We start from the raw sequence: 19,501 nt of genomic DNA, 5'->3' as shown, positions 1-19,501 counted from the left end.
CGTCCGCCGCCCGCGTCCCGCACGCCGCCCCGCACCGAAGGAGCCCCGCCATGGAGCCCGGCAGACCGCCGCTGACGGCGGAGCAGTTCGCTCGCCGCGTGCGCGCGGCCACCGGCGCCGTGCTCGCACTGGAGGCCCGCGCCGGCGCGGCGGCGGCCGGCCCCGAGGCCGCCCGCCGAGCCGGCCGTGCCCTCGCCCTCCGACGTCACCTGGGCGACCGGGCCCACGAGCCCGGCAGCGGGGCCGACGCCGCGCTCGCCGAACTGGCCCAGGTCGCGGGGTGGCTGTTGTTCGACGCCGAACGGCACCGGGCGGCGCACCGGTTCAGCCGACTGGCACTGAAGCTGGCGCGCGACTGCGGGGAGCGCGCCACGGAACACCTCGTCCTGGCGACACTGAGCATGCAGGCCGCGCACCTCGGCCGTCCCGACGCGGCCCTGCGTCTCGCGCGGGACGTGCTGGACGGGCCCCGCCTCCCCACCCGGGTCGCCGCCGTCTTCCGGCTCCGGGAGGCCGGCGCGCACGCCCTGGCCGGGCGACGGCCGGACGCCCTGCGGTCCCTCGGCCGGGCCGGCGCCCTCGTCGCGGAGGGTCCCGGGCCCCGCGACCCCGCCTGGGCGTGGTGGGTGGACGAGGACGAGGCCGCCGGGCACGTGGGTCTCGTCCACGCCGGGCTCGGGGCGTGGGGCCGGGCCGTCGAGGCCCTCACGGGGGCGCCCGGCGCACCGGCCGGGACGACGGGGTTCCGGGCGCTGTTCGACGCCCAACTGCTCGCGGCCCAGCTGCGGGCTTCGGCCTGGCACGACGCGACGGAACTCGCCACCCGGCTCAGCGGACACGCGCACGGCATCGGATCGGCCCGCGCGAGGACGCTGCTGCTGCGGGTCGCCGGGTCGGCCGCGGCCGACCCGCGCCTGCCCGGACCGCTGCGGGACGCCGCGCGGCACCTGTGGACCACCCTGCCGTCACCGTACGACGGCGGGACGTCGGGCCCGTTCACCACGGGCCCCGCAGAAGGGAGCCCGCTCACGTGAGGAGCACCTCCGGCGCGTCACCGCGCCCACCGCACGGACGGCACGGAACGCCTGCCAGGACCGCCCTGGCTCTGGCCCTGGCCGCACTGGTCACCAGCGCCTTCGCCCTCCTCCTCGTCGCGCTCGACCGCGAGGGGAGCGGCGCCGTCCTGCCCGCCCACGCACCGGCCGCGCAGGCGGCGGACGCCGCACCGGACGCCGGGGGCGGCCGGGAACGGGGGGAGCAGTACCTGGAGACGAGGCTGTTCTTCGGGACCGGCCGCCACCACGGGAAACCGCCCATCACCGAGGAGGAGTTCCACGCGTTCCTGGACCGGGAGATCACCCCGCGCTTCCCCTCCGGCCTCACCCTCCAGGAGGGCTACGGGCAGTGGCGCGACCGCGAGGGCGACATCAACGGCGAGCGGTCCTACGAGCTGATCCTGCTCTACCCGGCCGACACCGCGCGGCGCAGTGACGCGGCGATCGAGGAGATCCGCCGTGCCTACACCAGCCGCTGGGACCTGGAGTCCGTGGGCCGGGTCGACGATTACGTCCGCGTCGACTTCTGACCCCGCGGGGGACGGTCGTGGCGCCCGGCTCCCCTTGGGGGAGCCGGGCGCCACGGCGCCGGGCCACCGTCTCAGGACCGGCCGCGGCCCGAGAGGGCGTCGCGCATCCGGTCGACCATGCCCGCCGCCGGCCCGAGCAGCTTGTTGCCGGGCGGGGTGTCGGGGGCCGAGGGGTGCGGGCGGGTGGGCGCGGACTTCTTGGCCCGCCGCACCTTCTCGCCCAGCTCGTCGAGGATGTCGGGGGTGGTGGAGGCGCGCAGGGCGGGGAAGAGGTTCTGCTCCTCGTCGGCCACGTGCGCGCGGATCTCGTCCATGAGCTGGGACATCAGCCGGTCGAAGTCCGCGTCACCGGGTTCGCTGCGCTCCAGGTCCTTGAGGATCCGCTCGGCCTTGGCGTGGTCCTCGAGCTCCTTGTCCGCGATCGAGTCGCCGCCGGGCACGTACTTCCGCACGGCCGGGTAGAGGTACTCCTCCTCGGCGACCGAGTGGCGCACGAGCTCGATGGTCACTTCGTCCGCGTAGTGCTTGCGCTCGCCGTCGCCCTTCGGCAGCGCGTCGATGCGGCCGAAGAGCTCCTCGACCTCGCGGTGGTCGGTGGTCAGCTCGTCGATGACGTTTCCGCCGTGACCCATGGTGGGGTCCTCCTTGAACGGGGCTGTGATACGTGTCAGTGCTCCGGACCCCGCCGGGCCCGAAGCGCGGCGGGTTCCCCGGCCCGGGCCGTGTCAACCCTTCCGCGGCGATCGTTTCGGTGGGCCGGGCCCGGGTACTCCGCGGCGTCACAACGCTGCACGGCGGTGAGACGGCCCCACGGCACCTGTCGCCGGCCGACTCGCCCGCCTCCGGAGGAGAGAGGCCGATGACCACGGAGCACGGACCAGGCAAGCGCGGGGCGATGAGGGACGACGCGGCCAAGGAGGAGCTGCGGGGGGAGCTGCGGGCCGGCCGCTCCCCCCGCGCGGACGAGGCGCGGGAGGCCGAGCCCTCCGGGGAGGACCAGCCCGAGACCGACCGGGCCCCCGACACGACCCTGACCGGCGGCACGCCTCCCGGCATGGGCGCGGACGACGTCGAGCTTCGCAACGAACTGGCGCGCCACCTCGGCATCAGCGTCTATCCGGCCGAGCGCGACGCCATCCTGCGCACGCTCCGGGGCAACAACGCACCGGACCGCCTCGTCGACCTCGCCGCCGAACTCCCGGCGGGACACACCTTCGGCAACGTCCAGGACATCATGCGCGCCCTCGGCCTCGGGACCGAGCAACGCCGGACCTGACCGGCCCTCCCCGCCACACCGGACCGCGCGGACCGGGCCCCGCTGCACCGAGCACGTCCGGTGCACCGGGGCCCGCCGCGCGTCTCGGGTCCCGCCCCCCGCCCGCCCGCGCCGGGCCCGTCAGCGGGCCAGCGCCCGCCCGCAGGCCGCGGCGGCCCACAACAGCGCCGTCGCGAGCACGGCCCGGCGCACGGCCCTGCGTCGGCGACCGCGCCAGCCGCCGTGCACCGCGCCCTCCCCGGCTGCCGGCTGGTACAGGTTCCCGTGCCCGGCGTGGGCCGTCCGCCGCCGGGACAGGTGCCGCCGGTCGACCTGGCGGGCCATCAGCCGTTCGGCCCGTGCCGGACGGAGCCGCGCGCCGCGCACCAGGGAGCGGGCGGACGCCCCGACCACGAGCTCCCGGCGCGGCTTCGCCGCGAGGCTCACGATGGCGCGGGCCACCCGTTCGGGGCTGTGGACCGGGGGCATGGCCAGCACCTCGCGGCCCGTGTAGTTCGCGGCGTGCTGGAAGAGGGGCGTGTCGACGGTCGGGGGCAGCACGGTGCACACGTGGACGTTCCTCTCCCGCTCCAGGAGCAGCTCCTGGCGCAGGCTCGCACCGAGCGAACGGACGGCGGCCTTGGACATGCCGTAGGCGTGGGTGTAGGGCTGGCTCACCTCGCCGACGACGGAGGAGACGTTGATCAGCGTGCCGCTTCCCTGCTCCCGCATGACCCGCAACGCGGAGCGGGCGCCGTGCACGGACCCGAGCACGTTGACGTCCAGCACCGTGCGGACGTCGCGCAGCGGCACCTCCTGGAACGGGCCGAAGACGGAGACGGCGGCGCAGTTCACCCACACGTCGATGCGGCCGAACTCCTCCAGGGTCCGGTGCGCCAGCCACGCCACCTCCTGGTTGTCGGTCACGTCGGTGGGCACGACCAGGGTGCGCGCGCCGCGCCCCCGCTCGCACTCCTCGGCCGCCGCCCGCAACGCCCGGACGCGCCGGGCGGCCAGGACGACGTCGCACCCCTTCCCGGCGAAGGCCTTCGCCGTCGCCCGGCCGATGCCGCCGGACGCCCCCGTCACCACCACCACGGAACCGCGAACCCGCATGTTCTGACCTCCTTGACCCGCACGTCCGCGCGGGCCGCCCCGGCCCGCGGACCACGGCGGGTACCCGTGGCCGGTCCGGCCAAGCGCCCGATTCGTCCGGTCGAAGCGCCCCGTGGTGGAGCCGGAGGAAATCGAGTGGTTTCCACCGGCCCGTTCGGAGCCACCCTGCGGGGAGGTGGAACGACGCGCGTCGCTGCGGACCGCACGGCGGGAGGCGCGGCGCACGGCCGTCCCGCCCGAGGTTCGGCAGTGAGCCTCACCGCCGTTGGCCCGGACGCGTCCGGGCCAACGGTGTCCCCGCGCACCGTGCGCGCGGCGGCCCCGCTGGCCGCCGCGCTGACGACCGGCCTGGTGGCCGGTCTCTTCGCCCGCTTCTCCCACGCCAAGATGCCCGGACTGCGCCGGGTGGAGGACGCCGCCTTCGTCCAGGCGATGCGGCACGTGAACCGTGCCGTCCTCACCCCCTGGTTCCTCAGCGCGTTCCTCGGCGGCGCGCTGTTCCCTCCACGGCCGCGACCTGCTGCAGCGGAGGAGCGGGCGCCCGGGCGCGGGCGCTCCGGGCTCACCCCTCCGCGTCCGGCTCCGACCGTTGGCGGCGCCCCGCAGGATGACCAGCTCCCGGTCGGCGGGCGGCGGCCCGGGCCCGAGCAGGAGGTGGGCGCCACGCCGCAAGGGCCCGCCGGCGCGGGCCGCGTCGGCCGGGTGAGATTCCCGCCCACCCCGTTTCGGCGCCACGGCCCCCGGTCACTTGAAGTGCCGTTGCTGTACCGAGGTGCGGAGGAACGATGGACAAGCCGAATCCCGTGAAGGCCGCTGCGGACAAGGCGGCCGAGAAGGCCCGGGCCGCCGTGCGCCAGGTCGCCGGGGAGGACGGGATCCCCGGTCGGCCGGCTCCCGAGCCGCCGTCGCTGGAGGAGCCGACCCGCCCCCGCGGGCCGCTGCCGCCGAAGCCGGACCAGCGCGGTCCGGAGACCCGTAGCCCCACCGGCGAACCGACCGGCGTGGACCGGGCGGCCGTGGCCCAGCGCGGCGAGCGGCTGACCACCGCTCAGGGACTGCGGCTGCCGGACACCGACCACTCGCTGAAGGCCGGAGCGCGCGGCCCCGTCCTGCTCCAGGACCACCACCTGCGCGAGAAGATCACCCACTTCGACCACGAACGCATCCCCGAGCGCGTCGTGCACGCGCGGGGCGCCGCCGCCCACGGGTTCTTCCAGGGATACGGCACGGCCGCGCACCTCACGAAGGCGGCGTTCCTCGGCAAGGGCGTGGAGACGCCGGTGTTCGTGCGCTTCTCGACGGTGCTCGGCTCGCGCGGCTCGTCCGACACCGTGCGGGACACTCGCGGGTTCGCCACGAAGTTCTACACCGGCGAGGGCGTCTTCGACCTGGTGGGCAACAACATCCCGGTCTTCTTCATCCAGGACGCCATCAAGTTCCCCGACGTCATCCACGCCGGCAAGCCGCACCCGGACCGGGAGATCCCGCAGGCCCAGAGCGCCCACGACACCTTCTGGGACTTCGTCTCCCTGCACACCGAGGCCACGCACCACACGCTGTGGAACATGTCCGACCGGGGCATCCCCCGCTCCTACCGGATGATGGAGGGCTTCGGGATCCACACCTTCCGGTTCGTGAACGCCGAGGGCGCCACGACGCTGGTGAAGTTCCACTGGAAACCCAAGCTCGGCGTGCACTCCCTGGTGTGGGAGGAGGCCCAGCTCATCAACGGCGCGGACCCCGACTTCCACCGGCGGGACCTGGCCGACGCCATCGAGGCGGGCGCCTACCCGCAGTGGGAGCTCGGGGTGCAGGTCTTCCCCGACACCCCCGAGCAGACCTTCGAGGGCATCGACCTGCTCGACCCGACGAAGATCGTGCCCGAGGAGCTGGCGCCCGTGCAGCCGATCGGACTGCTCACCCTCGACGCCAACCCGAGCAACTACTTCGCCGAGACCGAGCAGGCCGCCTTCCACCCCGGCCACCTGGTGCCCGGGATCGACGTCACCGACGACCCGCTGCTCGCGGGCCGCCTCTTCTCCTACCTCGACACCCAGATCACCCGGCTGGGCGGTCCGAACTTCGCGCAGATCCCGGTCAACCGCCCCCACGCGCCGATCAACGACATGACCCGCGACGGGCTGCACCAGGACGCCGTGCACCGCGGGGTCGCGCCCTACCATCCCAACTCGCTCGACGGCGGCTGCCCGTTCCTCGCCGGACCCGAGGCCGGGGGCTACGTCGAGGTGCCGGTGCCGATCGCGGAGTCGTCGAAGGTGCGCGAGGCCCCCGCGTCCTTCGCCGACCACTTCAGCCACCCGCGCCGCTTCTGGCTCAGCCTCACGCCCGTCGAGCAGGAGCACGTCATCGCCGCCTACTCCTTCGAGCTGGGCAAGTGCTACGAGAACGCCGTGAAGGAACGCGCGCTGCGCACGCTCGCCCACATCGACCCCCGGCTGTGCGCGGAGGTCGCCAAGGGGCTCGGCATGCCGGCCCCCGAACCCTCCGAGCCGCTGGCGTCCGTCGAGCCGAGCCCGGCGCTCTCCCAGGTCGGCAAGGAATGGCCGGTGGCGGGACGCGTCGTCGGGATCGTCGCCGACGCGGGGAGCGACCTGGCGGGCGTGCGGGCGCTGCGCCGGGCCGTCTTCGACGCGGACATGGTGCCGCTGGTCATCGCCCCCACCGGAGGGGAGCTCACCGACGGCGACGGTGATCCCGTCACCGTGCAGCGGACCTTCGCGACGGCCCGCTCCGTGGAGTTCGACGCCGTCCTGCTCGCCGGGAACCCGGCGCCGGGCGACGACGCGCACGGTGCCCGCGACGCCAAGGCGGGCGACGGCGGCCGGTCCGCCACCGACCCGCGCGTCCTGCTGCTGGTCGCCGAGGCGTACCGGCACGCCAAGGCCGTCGGCGGCTGGGCGGACGCCGAGGAGGCCCTGCGGGCGGCCGGCATCACGCCGGGCGGGCCCGGAGTGGTGACCGGTGGCGACCCGGCCGGCGTCCTGGACGAGGTCACCCGGCTGCTGGCCCGGCACCGCGTCTGGGACCGCTTCCCCGCGACCGTGTGACCGGCCCGGGGCGGCTCGGCGCGGGCCCGGGCCCGGCTTCGTTCAGGCCCCGGCTCGGCGCAGGTCCCGCACCACGCGTGCGAGCACGGCGACGCCCTCGCGGATCTCCGTCGCCGTGCACGCCGCGTAGCCGAGCACCAGCCCCGGTCCCGTCGGCCGCATCGCGTGCCACGCCAGGGGCTGCGCCTTGACACCGCGCACCAGCGCCTCCGCCGCGACGTCCGTGTCGCGGACGCGGCCGTCGAACGTCACCAGGAGGTGCAGCCCGGCCGCCGTGCCGTGCACCACCGCGCCGGGCAGGTGCTCGGCCAGCGCCTCGATCATCACGTCCCGGCGCCGCCGGTGCCGTCGGCGCAACGCCCGCAGATGCCGCTCCAGATCGCCCGACTCCATGAGCCGGGCGAGGACGAGCTGCGGCAGCAGGGCGTTGCCGAGGTCCGTCAGCCGTTTGGCGGCGACGACGTCGTCGTGCAGGTGGCGGGGTACCAGGAGCCAACCCACCCGCAGCGCCGGGGCCAGCAGCTTGGAGACGCTCCCCGTGTAGCAGACGTGGTCCGGGAGCAGGGAGCGGAGCGCCGCCACGGGCGGGCGGCCGTAGCGGTGCTCGGCGTCGTAGTCGTCCTCGACCACCAGCCCGCCGTCGGCGGCCCACTCCACGAGCTGCCCCCGGCGGTGCCCGCTCAGGACCACGCCGGTCGGGAACTGGTGGGCGGGCGTGACCAGGACGGCGGGCGCCCCCGACCGGCGCAGGGCGTCCACCCGCAGGCCGTCCGCGTCCACCGGTACCGGGGGCGTGGCCATGCCCCACCCGGACAGCTGCTGCCGGACGCCGAGCGAACCCGGATCCTCCACGGCGACCTCCGCCGTGCCCCGGGCGCGCAGCACCTGCGCCAGCAGGGCGAGCGCCTGGGCCACACCGCCCACGACGACGATCTCCTCCGGCTCCGCCCGGACGCCCCGGTTGCGGGCCAGCCAGTCGGCGACCGCCCGGCGGAAGCGCGGGGCGCCGTGCGGATCGCCGTACCCCAGTTCGGGGGCGGCGAGCCCGCCGAGCAGGGCCCGCTCCGCGCGCAGCCAGGCGGCCCGGGGGAAGGCCGCCAGGTCGGGCCGGCCCGGTGAGAGGTCGATCCGGGCGGGAACGGAACGAAGCGCCTCGAAGACCTCGGGGCCGGGTGGGACTGCGAAGAGCGCGCGGGGCGACGGCGGCCGCCCCGGGGGAGCGGACCGGGCGTCCGCCGTCGTGGCCGGGCCCGGCACGCCGACCGGAGCGGCGACGATCACGGTGCCGTTGCGTCCGCGCCCGGCGGCGTGGCCGTCCTCGACGAGCCGCCGGTAGGCCTCCGTCACCACGCCCCGCGAGACCCGCAGCTCCGCCGCCAGCACGCGGGTGGCCGGCAGTCTGCCGCCCACCGGGAGCCGGCCGTCGCGGACCGCCTGGCGCAGGCGGGCGGCCAGCCAGTCGGCCAGCCCGCCCCGGGGCGCCTCCTCGGCGTCGAGCTGGAGGAAGTCCGCGGCCCCCGGTTCGGACCCCTCGTCCGGGGCGTCTTTGGACATGTCCACCGGGCCATGGTGACAGCGAGGCCGACGCCACCGAGCCGACGCCCCCCACGGCTCCGGTGCTGACCGTGCCCGTCCTGGCCGCGCGCCCCCACGTGCGGGTGTGAGGCGCGCGGGGCGGCGGGCCCGGCCTCACACCCCCAGTTCGGCCGCCAGCCGGCCGCTCTTGACCGCCGCCACCAGGTCGGCGTGATCGGCCTCGGTGCGGTTCGCGTAGGCCACGGCGAAGGCGGTCACGGCCTCGTCCAGCTCCTCGTTCTTCCCGCAGTAGCCGGCCAGCAGCCGGGGGTCGGCGCTGTGGGCGTGGGCGTGGGCGCGGGCCAGCAGGGCGCCGGTCATCCGCCCGTAGTCGTCCAGCTGGTCGGCGGTCAGGGCCGCCGGGTCGACGCTGCCCTTGCGGTTGCGGAACTGCCGCACCTGGAAGGGGCGTCCGTCGACCGTCGTCCAGCCCAGCAGGATGTCGCTGACGACCTGCATCCGCCGCTGCCCCGCCACGACCCGGCGCCCCTCGTGGTCCACCTCCGGCACGGCGAAACCGGCGTGCGCCAGATGCGGCACGAGGACCGACGGGCGGGCCTCCTTCACCTGCAGGACCAGTGGCTCACCCCGGTGGTCGAGCAGCAGCACCACGTAGGACCGCGTCCCCACACTCCCCGTGCCCACCACCCGGAACGCCACGTCGTGCACGCCGTACCGGGCGAGCAGCGGCAGGAACTCCTCGGCGACGGTCTCCAGGTACGCGCCCAGTGCCGTCGTGACGGCGGCCGCCTCCGCGTCCGGCACCCGCCGCAGCACCGGAGGGGCGTCCACGAACCGCCGCCCGCCGTCCGGGTCCTCCTCGGTGGACCGGGCGGCGAACCGGGCGCTGGTGTTCCGGCGGGCCTTGCCCGCCACCCGCTCCAGGGTGCCGAGCAGGTCGCGGGCGTCGGTGTGCGAGACGAGCTCCTCGTCGGCGATCGCGTTCCACGCCTCCAGCGCGGGAAGCCTGGCGAGCAGGCGCATCGTCCGCCGGTACGCGCCCACGGCGTCGAAGGCCGCCGCCCGGCAGGCGTCCTCGTCGACGCCGCCGGCCCGACCCGCGAGCACGAGCGAGGCCGCCAGCCGCTTGACGTCCCACTCCCAGGGGCCGACGACGGTCTCGTCGAAGTCGTTGAGGTCGATGACGAGGCCGCCCCGCGCGTCCGCGTAGAGACCGAAGTTCGCCGCGTGCGCGTCTCCGCAGAGCTGCGCGGCCACGCCGGTCACCGGCGTGGCCGCGAGGTCGTGCGCCATGAGCCCCGCGGAGCCCCGGAGGAACGCGAAGGGGGACGCCGCCATGCGCCCGACCCGGATCGGGGCCAACTCGGGCACGCGGCCCCGGCTCGACTCCTCGACCGCCTGTACCGCGTCCGGCCGTGCGCCGTCGAGCACGCGGGCCCCCACCGTTCCGTGGGCGGAGCGGGGCACGCGCTCCCGCAGCGCCTTGCCCGCCTGCTTGGGCGACGGCCACGCCCCCGTCCCGGCACGCTCCGCGAAGCCCTCCACCACCGGAATCCGCCCGCCGAAAGCCGTCATCCCGGCCACCCCCTGTACGCACTGTGTATCTCGACGGCTCCGACCGTACCGTCCGTGTCCGGCCGGGTGAAGCGGCCGGGAGCGGCCGTCCATGGCGCCGGTCCGCCGGTATGCCACCGGTTGACGGCTCCGTATCCTCAACTGATCGTAAGGAAGCCATAATTGCCCGTATGACGACTTCCGCGGCTCATCTGGAGCGACTCGACGACGCGCTGTACGCCTGGCTCCCGCCCCGGCGGGGATGGGGGCTGGCCAACTGCGGGCTGCTCGTCGGTGACGACACCGCGCTGTGGATCGACACGCCCTACGACCGGAACCGGGCGGCCGAGTTCCTCGCCGCGAGCCGGAGCCTGCTGCCGCCCGGGGTCGGCGTCGACCGCGTCGTCGTCACCCACGCCAACGGCGACCACTTCTGGGGGTCGGGCATCGTCCCGGACGCCGAACTGATCGCCACCCGCGAGGCCCTGGAGCACACCCACTTCGAGCCCGACCCGCGACAGCAGCACGCCCTCGTGCAGGGCGGCGACCCCGCCACTCCGCTGGGCTCCTACCTCAAACGGCACTTCGGCGTCTTCGACTGGTCCGACACCGATCCCGTGCGGCCCACCACCCTGTTCCGGGGCGAGTTGGAGTTCCGCGTCGGCGAGCACGAGGTGCGCCTGACGGCGCTGCCGCCCGCCCACACGACCGGCGACCTCATGGTCCACCTGCCGGGGCAGGGGACCGTCTTCTGCGGCGACGTCATCTTCGCCTCCACCGCCCGGCGGCCCGGCGACCACGCGGTGCACTGGGCGGGACCGCTCAGCAGCGTCATCGACGCCTGCGAACGCGTCCTGGCCACCGGCGCCGAGACGGTCGTCCCCGGCCACGGCCCGGTGCTGGACCGGGCCGGAGTGCGCGACCACATCGGCTATCTCGGCTACGTGCGTGAGCGTGCCCACGCCTTCCACAAGGAGGGCGTCCCGGCGCTCGAAGCCGCCCGCCGGGTCGTGGCGGAGAACCGCTTCCCCGAACTGGCCCTGCCCGAACGTCTGGTCATCACCATCGGTACCGAATACCGTCACCTCGGTCCGGCCGAAACGCCCAACGTCCTCGACCTGTTCGGTGAGGTCGCGGCGCTCGCCGCGGAGCTGGAGACCTGACCGGACCGCGGCCCGGGAAGCGCGGGAGAACCCCGGCCCGGACCGTTAGGACAGCACGGACAGCACGGCCCGCAGGGCCGGTTCAAGGAAGTGTTCATGACTGAGATCGCGCTGGTCACGGCGTCGGCCGTCGCCCTGGCCGCCGTCCTCGCCGCCCTCGGCCTGGCCCGGGCGCGGCAGTACGCGCTGCGGCGGGCCGAGGCGGCGGAGGGGACGGCCGCGCAGCACGCCGCGCACCTGGCCGAGCGGGACCGGCAGCTCGCCGGGCTGCAGGCCGCAGTGACGCGTGCGGAGGAACGGGCCGCCGTCGCCGAGCGGTCGACCCGGGAGCTCACGGAGGAGCTGGGGCACCTGGCCGCCGAACGCGTTCCGGCCGCCGCGCTCGCCCTCGTCCACCCCGACCTCACGCCGCCCGGGCCCCTCCACCGCGACCGTCCCGGCGCGGAGGCGGGCCGGGCCATGGAAGCGGTGCTGACCGCCTGCACCACGGCCGTCCTCGACGAGCGCGCCCGGGTGGACGCGGCGGCGCGGGCGGCCATGCGCGGTGCCACCGCGAAGGTGCAGACCCTGTTGCACCAGGCGCAGAACCTCCTGACGCGGCTCCAGCACGAGCACGACGACCCCAGGCTGCTGGAGCTGGACTTCCGCAACGAACTGGCCCTGCGCCGCATCCAGGCGACGGCCGTGCTGTGCGAGGCGTGGCCGGGACTCGCGCGGACCGACTCCCCCCTCGTCGAGACGCTGCTCGGCGCGCAGTCCCGGGTGCCGGGGTACGGGCGCGTCAAGATCGCGAACCATCTGCGGGAGCAGCGGCTCGCCGTCGCCGCCCGCGCCGCCGAGCCCCTGGTCATCACCTTCGCGGAACTCCTCGCCAACGCCACGGCCTACTCGCACCCCGAGACGGAGATCCCCGTGACCGTCCAGCAGGGCGGACAGGGCGCGGTGGTGGTCATCGACGACGCGGGCATCGGTATCGACACCGACCAGCTCGACCGGGCCCGCCGCCTGCTCGACGGTCCTTCCGGCGTCCTGCTCACCGAGCTCGGCAACCCACCGCAGACCGGCTTCGCGGTCATCGGCAAGCTGGCCCGGCAGTACGGTTTCGCCTGCCACGTCGAGCCCTCGCCGTACGGCGGGGTGCGGGCCATCGTCCGCGTGCCCGACCACCTGCTCACGTTGGTGGACACCGAGCACGACCTCTCCGTCCTCACGCCCGAGCCGGTGCGGCCCGCCCCCGTCCGGCGGGCCCCCGGCCCTGACGACGGCCCAGGTGAAGGCCCAGGTGAGGCCCCCGGTGAGCCGCCCGCCGCCGAGCCCGCCGAGCCCGCGAGGGCCTCCGCGCCGCCAGCCGAGGCGCCGACCGCACCGCCCCCGGCGGGCGGCTCCGCTTCCCTGCCCACGCGCCGACGCCGCTCGCCCCGGCCCGGTGCCGCCTCCGGCCAGGCCGAGACGGGGAACGAGGACACCACACCCCCCGTCCGGACACCCGAGCAGGCGGCGGCCCGTTGGGCGGCGCTCCAGGAGGGCACGACCGACGGCCGCAGCGCGGCCGGGGCGGGCGCCGACACCGCGCCCCGGTCCGACACCGCGCACGCGGCGGACACCAGTGCGGCGTCCGGCGCCGCCCCGATCAGGCACAGCCACGAAGGAGACGACGAGCGTTGAGCGCGACCGGCGAGATCAGAGAAGACCTGTCCTGGGTGCTGGAGCCGCTCCTGGAGCTGCCCGGAGTCCTGCACGCCGTGATCGCGACCGGTGACGGCCTGGTGGAGGGCGCGTCCGCCTCACTGGACCGGGCGGCCGGTGAGCGCGTCGCCGCCATGGGCGCCACCCTCCACGCGGCCGCCCGCGCGTTCACCACGGCCTTCACCGGTGAGGAGGCACCGCGCCTGGCGCAGACGGTGGTGGAGTCGGAGAACGGTTTCGCCATCATCGTCCCGGCGGGCCGCAACACGTCACTGGCCGTGTACGCCGGCCCGGAGGCCCAGTTGGGCAACATCGCCTACCAGATGCAGGTCCAGGTGGCGGCGATGTCCAGGGCGCTCGGCGCACCGGCCCGGGAGCAGTGAAGCCGCCGCCCGGCCGCCGGCTGGTCCCCGCCTACCTGGTGACCGGCGGCCGGGCCGCACCGGCCGGCCGCCGGGCGGCTGGGTACGACCGGCTGGCGATCCTCACCCGGTCCGACAGCACGCCGTCGGACGGGTTCGGCCAGGAGCACCACCGGCTGTGGCGGCTGCTGCAACCGGGACCGCTGACCCTGGTCGAGTGCGCCGCACACCTGCGGCTCCCCGTGAGCGCGGCCGTCTTCCTGGCGGCCGACCTCGTCGAGTCGGGCCACCTGCTCATCCGTCCCCCCGTTCCGCCCGCGCAGCGCATCGACCGCACGCTCGTCGAGAGGCTCCTCGTTGGACTCCGCGCCCTCCACTGACCGCATCGGCTATCTGCCCGACCGGGACCAGACGTTGATGAAGATCGTCGTCACCGGCCCCTTCGCGGTGGGCAAGACGACGTTCATCCGCACCCTGTCGGAGATCCCCACGCTGCACACCGAGGAGGTGATGACGCAGGCGAGCGCCCCGCACGACGACCTCGTCGGCGTCCCGGGCAAGACCACCACCACGGTGGCCACCGACTTCGGCCGGCTGACCCTCGACGACGACCTGGTCCTCTACCTGTTCGGCACCCCCGGCCAGCACCGCTTCCTGCCGCTGTGGCAGGACATCGCGCGCGGCGCCCTCGGCGCCCTCGTGCTGGCCGACACCCGTCGCCTGGACCACTCGTTCGAGGTGATGGACCTGGTGGAGGAGCAGGGCCTGCCGTACGTCGTGGCGGTGAACACCTTCCCCGAATCCCCCCACCACCCCGACGAGGTGCTGCGCAAGCACCTGGACCTGCACCCGCGCACGCCCCTCCTCCAGCTCGACGCCCGGGAGCGGGCCGGATGCGCGCGGGCCCTGGTGGCCCTCAGCGAGCACGTGCTGGCGCGCCTGCCCGAGGACGACCGGACCGCACCGGAGGACCGACCGTGACCACGCAGACCGCCCCGCTCGCCCTCTACGGGCCCGCCTTCGCCGCCGACCCGCACGGCCACTACGCGCGACTGCGGGCCCAGGGGCCCCTCGCGCGCGTCGCGCTGAGCCCCGGGGTCGAGGCGACCCTCGTCGTGGACTACCAGACGGCACTGGACCTGCTGCGCGACGAGCACCGCTTCACCCGCGACCCGCGCCGGTGGCAGGCGACGCTGCCACCGGACTCGCCCATCCTGCCCATGCTCGGCTACCGCCCGACGGCCCTGTTCAGCGACGGTGAGGTCCACGCCCGCTACCGCCGGGCCATCAACGACACTCTGGCGTTCATCCAGCCGCACGTGCTGCAGTCCCAGGTCACCGAGGTGGCCCGGCAGCTCGTCGCCCGCTTCGCCGCCACCGGTACCGCCGATCTCATCCACGGCTACGCCCGGCAGTTGCCGCTGCACGTCTTCAACACCTGGTTCGGTGTGCCGCCCGAGGACAGCGAACGCCTGGTGGCCGGCATGGCGGGGATGCTGGAGTCACGGGAACAGGCCGCCGCGGCCTACGCCGACCTCGTCGCCGTCGTCACCGACCTGGTGGCCGACCGCCGCGCCGCCCCGCGCAGGGATCTGACGTCGTACTTCCTGCGGCACCGCGCCGACCTGGACAACGACGAGACGGTCCGCCAGATCACCCTCACCATGAGCGCGGGGCACGAACCGACGACGAACCTCATCGGCAACGCCCTGTTCCACCTCCTGAGCAGCCCGCAGGCCGCCGGTTCCGTCCTGGGCGGTGCGACGACGGCGCGCGAGGCGATCGACGACGTGCTGTGGCGCGACCCCCCGCTCAGCTCCTTCTCGGCCCACTACCCCCGCCAGGACCTGGAGTTCCACGGCCACCGGCTGCGGGCCGGTGAGCCCGTGCTGGTCTCCTACGCCGCGGCCAACGCCGAGGCCGCCCCCGGCGCCGGTGAGCGCGACGTCCGGTCGGGCCAGAGCGCCCACCTCGCCTGGGGCGCGGGTCCGCACCGCTGCCCCGCGCGGCAGCCGGCCCTGCTCATCGCCATGACTGCCGTCGAGCAGCTCACCGGCCAGCTGTGCGACATGGAGCTGGCGGTGCCCGGCGACGAGCTGATCTGGCGTCCGGGCCCCTTCCACCGCGCCCTTACCCATCTCCCCGTCCGCTTCACGCCGCTCGCCGTCTGACCGCCCCCGGGCGTCGACGCCGTGCCGTGCTGCGCCGCGCCGCGCGGCTGCTTCGGTGTGCCCGGACGCCGGGCGGGGTCCTCCGCACCCACGCGCGAGCCGGGTCGGGTGCAGACCGGTTCCCCCTACTGGAGTGCTCGGTTATGCTCGAAACAAGCTAGCTTCGAGCAGAAACAATCGATGAGAGTGCGTCGGGCTGCTCCCGCAGACAGGACAGCGGAACGGACCGGCCTCCCAAGGAGTCTCCCCGTATGACCATCGCAGCCTCCTCCCGCACGGCAGAAGAGATCGCCTCCCAGCCCGGCACCTGGCGCCGGGCGGCACGCCTCGCCCCCCGGTGCGCCGACGTGCTGCCCCGCAGGGGCGAGCGGGTGGCGGTCGTCGGCTGCGGCACCTCCTGGTTCATGGCCCAGTCCTACGCCGTCCTGCGCGAACAGGGCGGCCACGGGGAGACGGACGCCTTCGCCGCCTCCGAGTTCCCCCACGGCCGCTCCTACGACCGCGTCCTCGCGCTCACCCGCTCCGGCACCACCACCGAGGTGCTGGACCTGCTCGCCCGCCTTAGGGGCGGCACGCCGACCGGCGCCGTCACCGCCGATCCGGCGACGCCGGTGCGGCGGGCCGCCGACGCCGTCGCCGTGCTGGACTTCGCCGACGAGGAATCGGTCGTGCAGACCCGGTTCGCCACCTCCACCCTCGCCCTGCTCCGGGCCCACCTGGAGGCGGAGGACGCCCTGCCCGCCGGGGTGCGCCCGCTCGCCCGCGCGGCGCGGGACGCCGAGCGGGCGCTCGCCGATCCACTCGACGCCCTCGCGGGCGGTGGCACCGGGGTGGAGCAGGTCACCTTCCTGGGGACGGGCTGGACCTACGGGCTCGCCCTGGAGGCCGCGCTCAAGATGCGCGAGGCCGCGGGGGAGTGGACCGAGGCGTACCCCGCGATGGAGTACCGGCACGGCCCCGTCAGCATCACCGCCCCCGGCCGCGTCGTGTGGACGTTCGGCCCCCTGCCGGACGGCCTCGCCGACGACGTCCGGGGCGTCGGCGGCACCCTGGTGGCGGCCTCCGGCGACGGCCCCGAGGACCTCGACCCGCTCGCCGACCTCGTCCGCGCCCAGCGGCTCGCCGTCGCCTGCGCGGTCGCCCGGGGCCAGGACCCCGACCGCCCCCGCAATCTGACGCGCTCGGTCGTGCTCGGGCCCGACCGTGGCTGAGCCGCCGAGCGCCGCGCCCGGTGACCGGAGTACGCCGGGCGCCCGCGTACGGTCCGGCGACCGCGTGATCGCCCTCGACGTCGGCGGCACCGGCATGAAGGGCGTCCTGCTGGACCGGGCGCTGGAGCCGCTGGCCACCGTGCGCAGACCCACCCCCCGGCGGCAGGGGCCCGACGCCGTCGTCGACGCGATCGCCGCCACCCTCCGGGAGCTGGACTCCCGGGCGCGGGCAGCCGCGCTGACGGTCCGCCACGCCGGGGTGGTCGTGCCGGGGATCGTGGACGAACCGGCCGGCCGGGCCCTGCGCGCCGTCAACCTCGGCTGGCACGACGTGCCGCTGGCCGCCCTGCTGACGCGGCGGACCGGGCTGCCCGTCACCCTCGGGCACGACGTCCGGGCCGCCGGGACGGCCGAGGCCCTCGTCGGCGCGGCGCGGGGCGCGCGGGACGTCCTGTGCGTCGCGGTGGGCACCGGCGTCGCGGCCGCCGTGATCTGCGACGGCCGCCCCGTCACGGGCGCGGGCCTCGCCGGGGAGCTGGGCCATCTCGTCGTCGCCCCGGACGGCGACCCGTGCGCCTGCGGAGGCCGCGGGTGCCTGGAGACGGTCGCCTCGGCCGCCGCCGTCGAGGCCGCGTACGTCGCGCGCACCGGGCGGACCGTGGCGGGCGCGGCGGAGGTGGCCGCGCGGGTGGCCGGCGGTGACCCCGCCGCCCGCGCCGTGTGGCAGCGCGCGGCGAACGGGCTGGCCACGGCGCTGGCCGCCGCGACCACGTTGCTCGGCACCGAACTGGTCGTCGTCGGCGGCGGGCTCGCCGAATCCGGGGAACTGCTCCTGGCGCCCGTCCGGGCGGGGCTCGCGCGCCGCCTCACCTTCCAGCGCCGGCCGCAGGTCGTTCGCGCCGAACTGGGGGAGGCCGCCGGACGCGTCGGCGCGGGCATCGCCGCGTGGCGGGCCGCCGACGGCGGGCACCCGGCGCCCGTCCCACTCGGCCACGGTCCGGCCGGGGTGGTGTTCCGGTGATCCTCACGGTCACGCTCAACGCGGCACTCGACGTCACCTACCTCGTCGACCGGCTCCGCCCGAACACCTCGCACCGGGTGGACACCACCCACCGCAGAGCCGGTGGGAAGGGCGTGAACGTCTCCCGCGTCCTGGCGGCCCTGGGCCGGGAGACGGTCGTCACCGGACTGGTCGGCGGACCGACCGGCGACCTCCTCCGCGCGGAACTGGACACGGCCGGGCTGCGGGACGAACTCCTCACCGTGGCGGGGGAGTCCCGGCGCACCGTCACCGTGGTGTCGCGGGAGGACGGCGACGCCACCGTCTTCAACCAGCCGGGCCCACCGGTCGCACCGCCTGAGTGGGCGGCCTTCTGCGCCCACTTCGCCCGCCTGGCCGGGCACGCCGAGGTCGTGGTCCTGTCCGGCAGCGTCCCGCCGGGGCTTCCGGCGGACGTCTACGGGCGGCTGATCAGCGCGGCGCGTGCGGCCGGTGTCCCCACCGTGCTGGACACCGGCGGGACCGCCCTGCGGGCGGCGCTCCCCGCAGCGCCCGACGTGGTCAAGCCCAACGCCGCCGAACTCGCCGCCGCCAACGCCGCTCCGGCCACCGGCACGGCCGCCGCGGTGGACGCGTTGCGCGCCGCGGGCGCGCGGTCCGTCGTGGCCTCATTCGGGTCCGGCGGCCTGCGCGCCCACACCCCGGACGGCGCCTGGCGCGCCGTCCCGCCCGAGCACCTCGGCGGCAATCCGACGGGCGCCGGTGACGCCTGCGTCGCCGCCCTGGCCGCCGGACTCGCGGACGGACGGCCGTGGCCGGACGTGTTGCGGGACGCCGTCGCCCTGTCCGCCGCCGCCGTCGTGTGCCCCGTGGCCGGGGACGTCGACACCGCCACCTACCGTCGTCTGCGGACGGCCGTACGCCTGGAGGACCTCCATGCCCCTGACACCCACCGGTGACCTCGTCCGTTCCGCCGCCGAGGAGGGGGTGGGCGTCGGGGCGTTCAACGTCGTGCAGATCGAGCACGCCGAAGCCATCGTCGCGGGCGCCGAGGCGGCGGGCCGCCCGGTGGTCCTGCAGCTGAGCGAGAACACCGTCCGCTACCACGGGGCGCTGGAACCGCTGGGCCGCGCGACGCTGGCCATCGCCGCCGCCTCCGCCGCGCCGGCGGCCGTCCACCTCGACCACGCCGAGTCGCCCGAACTCGCGCGGGCGGCCGTCGGACTGGGCTTCACGTCCGTGATGTTCGACGCGGCGAGGCTGCCCTACGCCGCCAACGTCGCCGCCACCCGCGAGATCACGGAGCACTGCCACACCCGGAACGTGTGGGTGGAGGCGGAACTCGGCGAGATCGGCGGCAAGGACGGCGCGCACGCTCCGGGCGTGCGGACCGACCCCGGCGAGGCCGGGGCGTTCGTCCGCGCGACCGGCGTGGACGCCCTGGCCGTCGCCGTGGGCAGCTCGCACGCGATGCTCACCCGCGACGCCGTCCTCGACTTCGCCCTCATCGCCCGCCTGGGCCGGGTCGTCCCCGTGCCCCTGGTCCTGCACGGCTCCTCGGGCGTGCCGGACGACGACCTCCGGAGGGCCGTCGCGACCGGGATGCGCAAGGTGAACATCTCCACGCATCTCAACAAGACGTTCACCCGGGCCGTGCGCGCGCACCTGACGGAGCACCCCGCCGTCGCCGACCCGCGCAGGTACCTCGGCCCGGCACGGGACGCGGTCGCGGCGGAGGTGGCCCGGCTGCTGGCCGTGCTCGCCGACACGGCCCGCGTCCCCGCCGCGTCCTGA

Annotated in this window: 18 protein-coding genes and 1 pseudogene; 15 read left to right on the top strand and 4 right to left on the bottom strand. The window is 75.8% G+C overall.

Features of this window, described 5'->3' with window-relative positions:
• The first annotated feature begins 50 nt into the window (after positions 1-50).
• Together V6D49_RS01750 and V6D49_RS01745 are read left to right on the top strand one after the other, a co-directional pair.
• Entirely contained in the window at positions 51-1,034 is a 984-nt protein-coding gene (locus V6D49_RS01750) for a DNA-binding protein (protein WP_340556459.1), read from the top strand.
• A complete protein-coding gene (locus V6D49_RS01745) occupies positions 1,031-1,585 on the top strand; it encodes a DUF3574 domain-containing protein (RefSeq protein ID WP_340556457.1) in 555 nt (184 codons plus the stop codon). The genes V6D49_RS01750 and V6D49_RS01745 overlap by 4 nt, the downstream gene beginning before the upstream one ends.
• A 71-nt stretch (positions 1,586-1,656) precedes the next feature.
• Here V6D49_RS01745 and V6D49_RS01740 read toward each other — a convergent pair whose 3' ends face one another.
• On the bottom strand, positions 1,657-2,217 hold the full coding sequence (locus V6D49_RS01740) for a hemerythrin domain-containing protein (protein ID WP_340556455.1): 561 nt from the start codon (positions 2,215-2,217) through the stop codon (positions 1,657-1,659).
• A 227-nt stretch (positions 2,218-2,444) separates the two neighbouring features.
• Between V6D49_RS01740 and V6D49_RS01735 the strand changes: the two genes are divergently transcribed.
• The gene (locus tag V6D49_RS01735) at positions 2,445-2,861 is read left to right on the top strand and encodes a DUF2795 domain-containing protein (RefSeq protein WP_340556453.1); all 417 of its coding nucleotides are present in this window, start codon (positions 2,445-2,447) and stop codon (positions 2,859-2,861) included.
• A 120-nt stretch (positions 2,862-2,981) separates the two neighbouring features.
• Here V6D49_RS01735 and V6D49_RS01730 read toward each other — a convergent pair whose 3' ends face one another.
• Positions 2,982-3,956 (bottom strand): SDR family oxidoreductase, encoded by a 975-nt coding sequence (locus tag V6D49_RS01730; protein WP_340556451.1) that lies wholly within the window; start codon positions 3,954-3,956, stop codon positions 2,982-2,984.
• Positions 3,957-4,205: 249 nt separating this feature from the next.
• Between V6D49_RS01730 and V6D49_RS01725 the strand changes: the two genes are divergently transcribed.
• Positions 4,206-4,763, top strand: coding sequence for a hypothetical protein (locus V6D49_RS01725; protein WP_340556450.1), 558 nt, complete (start codon positions 4,206-4,208; stop codon positions 4,761-4,763).
• A complete protein-coding gene (locus V6D49_RS01720; protein WP_340556448.1) occupies positions 4,742-7,024 on the top strand; it encodes a catalase in 2,283 nt (760 codons plus the stop codon). The genes V6D49_RS01725 and V6D49_RS01720 overlap by 22 nt, the downstream gene beginning before the upstream one ends.
• Before the next feature lie 42 nt (positions 7,025-7,066).
• On the opposite strand, the gene pdxR is transcribed toward V6D49_RS01720, so the two are convergent.
• Together pdxR and V6D49_RS01710 are read right to left on the bottom strand one after the other, a co-directional pair.
• The gene (gene pdxR / locus V6D49_RS01715) at positions 7,067-8,578 is read right to left on the bottom strand and encodes a MocR-like pyridoxine biosynthesis transcription factor PdxR (protein WP_340563611.1); all 1,512 of its coding nucleotides are present in this window, start codon (positions 8,576-8,578) and stop codon (positions 7,067-7,069) included.
• A 135-nt stretch (positions 8,579-8,713) separates the two neighbouring features.
• Complete coding sequence (locus V6D49_RS01710) at positions 8,714-10,135, bottom strand: DUF2252 domain-containing protein (RefSeq protein WP_340556446.1); 1,422 nt, start codon at positions 10,133-10,135, stop codon at positions 8,714-8,716.
• A gap of 170 nt (positions 10,136-10,305) precedes the next feature.
• Between V6D49_RS01710 and V6D49_RS01705 the strand changes: the two genes are divergently transcribed.
• The 10 genes and pseudogenes from V6D49_RS01705 to V6D49_RS01660 all read left to right on the top strand — a co-directional run bounded on the left by V6D49_RS01705 (position 10,306) and on the right by V6D49_RS01660 (position 19,501).
• Complete coding sequence (locus V6D49_RS01705; protein WP_340556444.1) at positions 10,306-11,277, top strand: MBL fold metallo-hydrolase; 972 nt, start codon at positions 10,306-10,308, stop codon at positions 11,275-11,277.
• Between the two features lie 96 nt (positions 11,278-11,373).
• Positions 11,374-12,942: an ATP-binding protein gene (locus V6D49_RS01700; RefSeq protein ID WP_340556443.1), complete on the top strand. Its 1,569-nt coding sequence runs from the start codon at positions 11,374-11,376 to the stop codon at positions 12,940-12,942.
• Positions 12,939-13,362: pseudogene (locus tag V6D49_RS01695) on the top strand (roadblock/LC7 domain-containing protein); the annotation flags it as partial. The gene V6D49_RS01700 and the pseudogene V6D49_RS01695, both read left to right, overlap by 4 nt.
• On the top strand, positions 13,343-13,705 hold the full coding sequence (locus tag V6D49_RS01690; protein ID WP_340556439.1) for a DUF742 domain-containing protein: 363 nt from the start codon (positions 13,343-13,345) through the stop codon (positions 13,703-13,705). The pseudogene V6D49_RS01695 and the gene V6D49_RS01690, both read left to right, overlap by 20 nt.
• Complete coding sequence (locus V6D49_RS01685) at positions 13,683-14,306, top strand: GTP-binding protein (RefSeq protein ID WP_340556437.1); 624 nt, start codon at positions 13,683-13,685, stop codon at positions 14,304-14,306. The genes V6D49_RS01690 and V6D49_RS01685 overlap by 23 nt, the downstream gene beginning before the upstream one ends.
• Positions 14,303-15,496 carry a cytochrome P450 gene (locus tag V6D49_RS01680; RefSeq protein ID WP_340556435.1) on the top strand — a complete coding sequence of 398 codons (1,194 nt, stop codon included), beginning with the start codon at positions 14,303-14,305 and terminating at the stop codon, positions 15,494-15,496. Before V6D49_RS01685 ends, V6D49_RS01680 begins: the two co-directional genes overlap by 4 nt.
• A gap of 251 nt (positions 15,497-15,747) precedes the next feature.
• Positions 15,748-16,707 carry an SIS domain-containing protein gene (locus tag V6D49_RS01675; RefSeq protein ID WP_340556434.1) on the top strand — a complete coding sequence of 320 codons (960 nt, stop codon included), beginning with the start codon at positions 15,748-15,750 and terminating at the stop codon, positions 16,705-16,707.
• A gap of 64 nt (positions 16,708-16,771) precedes the next feature.
• Positions 16,772-17,728: an ROK family protein gene (locus V6D49_RS01670; RefSeq protein WP_340556432.1), complete on the top strand. Its 957-nt coding sequence runs from the start codon at positions 16,772-16,774 to the stop codon at positions 17,726-17,728.
• Positions 17,725-18,666 (top strand): 1-phosphofructokinase family hexose kinase, encoded by a 942-nt coding sequence (locus V6D49_RS01665; protein WP_340556430.1) that lies wholly within the window; start codon positions 17,725-17,727, stop codon positions 18,664-18,666. The genes V6D49_RS01670 and V6D49_RS01665 overlap by 4 nt, the downstream gene beginning before the upstream one ends.
• Positions 18,644-19,501: a class II fructose-bisphosphate aldolase gene (locus V6D49_RS01660; protein WP_340556428.1), complete on the top strand. Its 858-nt coding sequence runs from the start codon at positions 18,644-18,646 to the stop codon at positions 19,499-19,501. Before V6D49_RS01665 ends, V6D49_RS01660 begins: the two co-directional genes overlap by 23 nt.

This window comes from Streptomyces sp. GSL17-111 (genome assembly GCF_037911585.1).
Lineage (GTDB): Bacteria > Actinomycetota > Actinomycetes > Streptomycetales > Streptomycetaceae > Streptomyces.
The sequence above is the reverse complement of the archived record's forward strand: the minus strand, read 5'-3'. Positions and strand labels throughout refer to the sequence as shown.

Coding starts and splice junctions, on each gene's coding strand:
- V6D49_RS01750 (WP_340556459.1), top strand. CDS start 51: ATGGAGCCCGGCAGACCGCCGCTGACGGCGGAGCAGTTCGCTCGCCGC.
- V6D49_RS01740 (WP_340556455.1), bottom strand. CDS start 2,217: ATGGGTCACGGCGGAAACGTCATCGACGAGCTGACCACCGACCACCGC.
- V6D49_RS01735 (WP_340556453.1), top strand. CDS start 2,445: ATGACCACGGAGCACGGACCAGGCAAGCGCGGGGCGATGAGGGACGAC.
- V6D49_RS01730 (WP_340556451.1), bottom strand. CDS start 3,956: ATGCGGGTTCGCGGTTCCGTGGTGGTGGTGACGGGGGCGTCCGGCGGC.
- V6D49_RS01720 (WP_340556448.1), top strand. CDS start 4,742: ATGGACAAGCCGAATCCCGTGAAGGCCGCTGCGGACAAGGCGGCCGAG.
- pdxR (WP_340563611.1), bottom strand. CDS start 8,578: ATGTCCAAAGACGCCCCGGACGAGGGGTCCGAACCGGGGGCCGCGGAC.
- V6D49_RS01710 (WP_340556446.1), bottom strand. CDS start 10,135: ATGACGGCTTTCGGCGGGCGGATTCCGGTGGTGGAGGGCTTCGCGGAG.
- V6D49_RS01705 (WP_340556444.1), top strand. CDS start 10,306: ATGACGACTTCCGCGGCTCATCTGGAGCGACTCGACGACGCGCTGTAC.
- V6D49_RS01700 (WP_340556443.1), top strand. CDS start 11,374: ATGACTGAGATCGCGCTGGTCACGGCGTCGGCCGTCGCCCTGGCCGCC.
- V6D49_RS01675 (WP_340556434.1), top strand. CDS start 15,748: ATGACCATCGCAGCCTCCTCCCGCACGGCAGAAGAGATCGCCTCCCAG.
- V6D49_RS01660 (WP_340556428.1), top strand. CDS start 18,644: ATGCCCCTGACACCCACCGGTGACCTCGTCCGTTCCGCCGCCGAGGAG.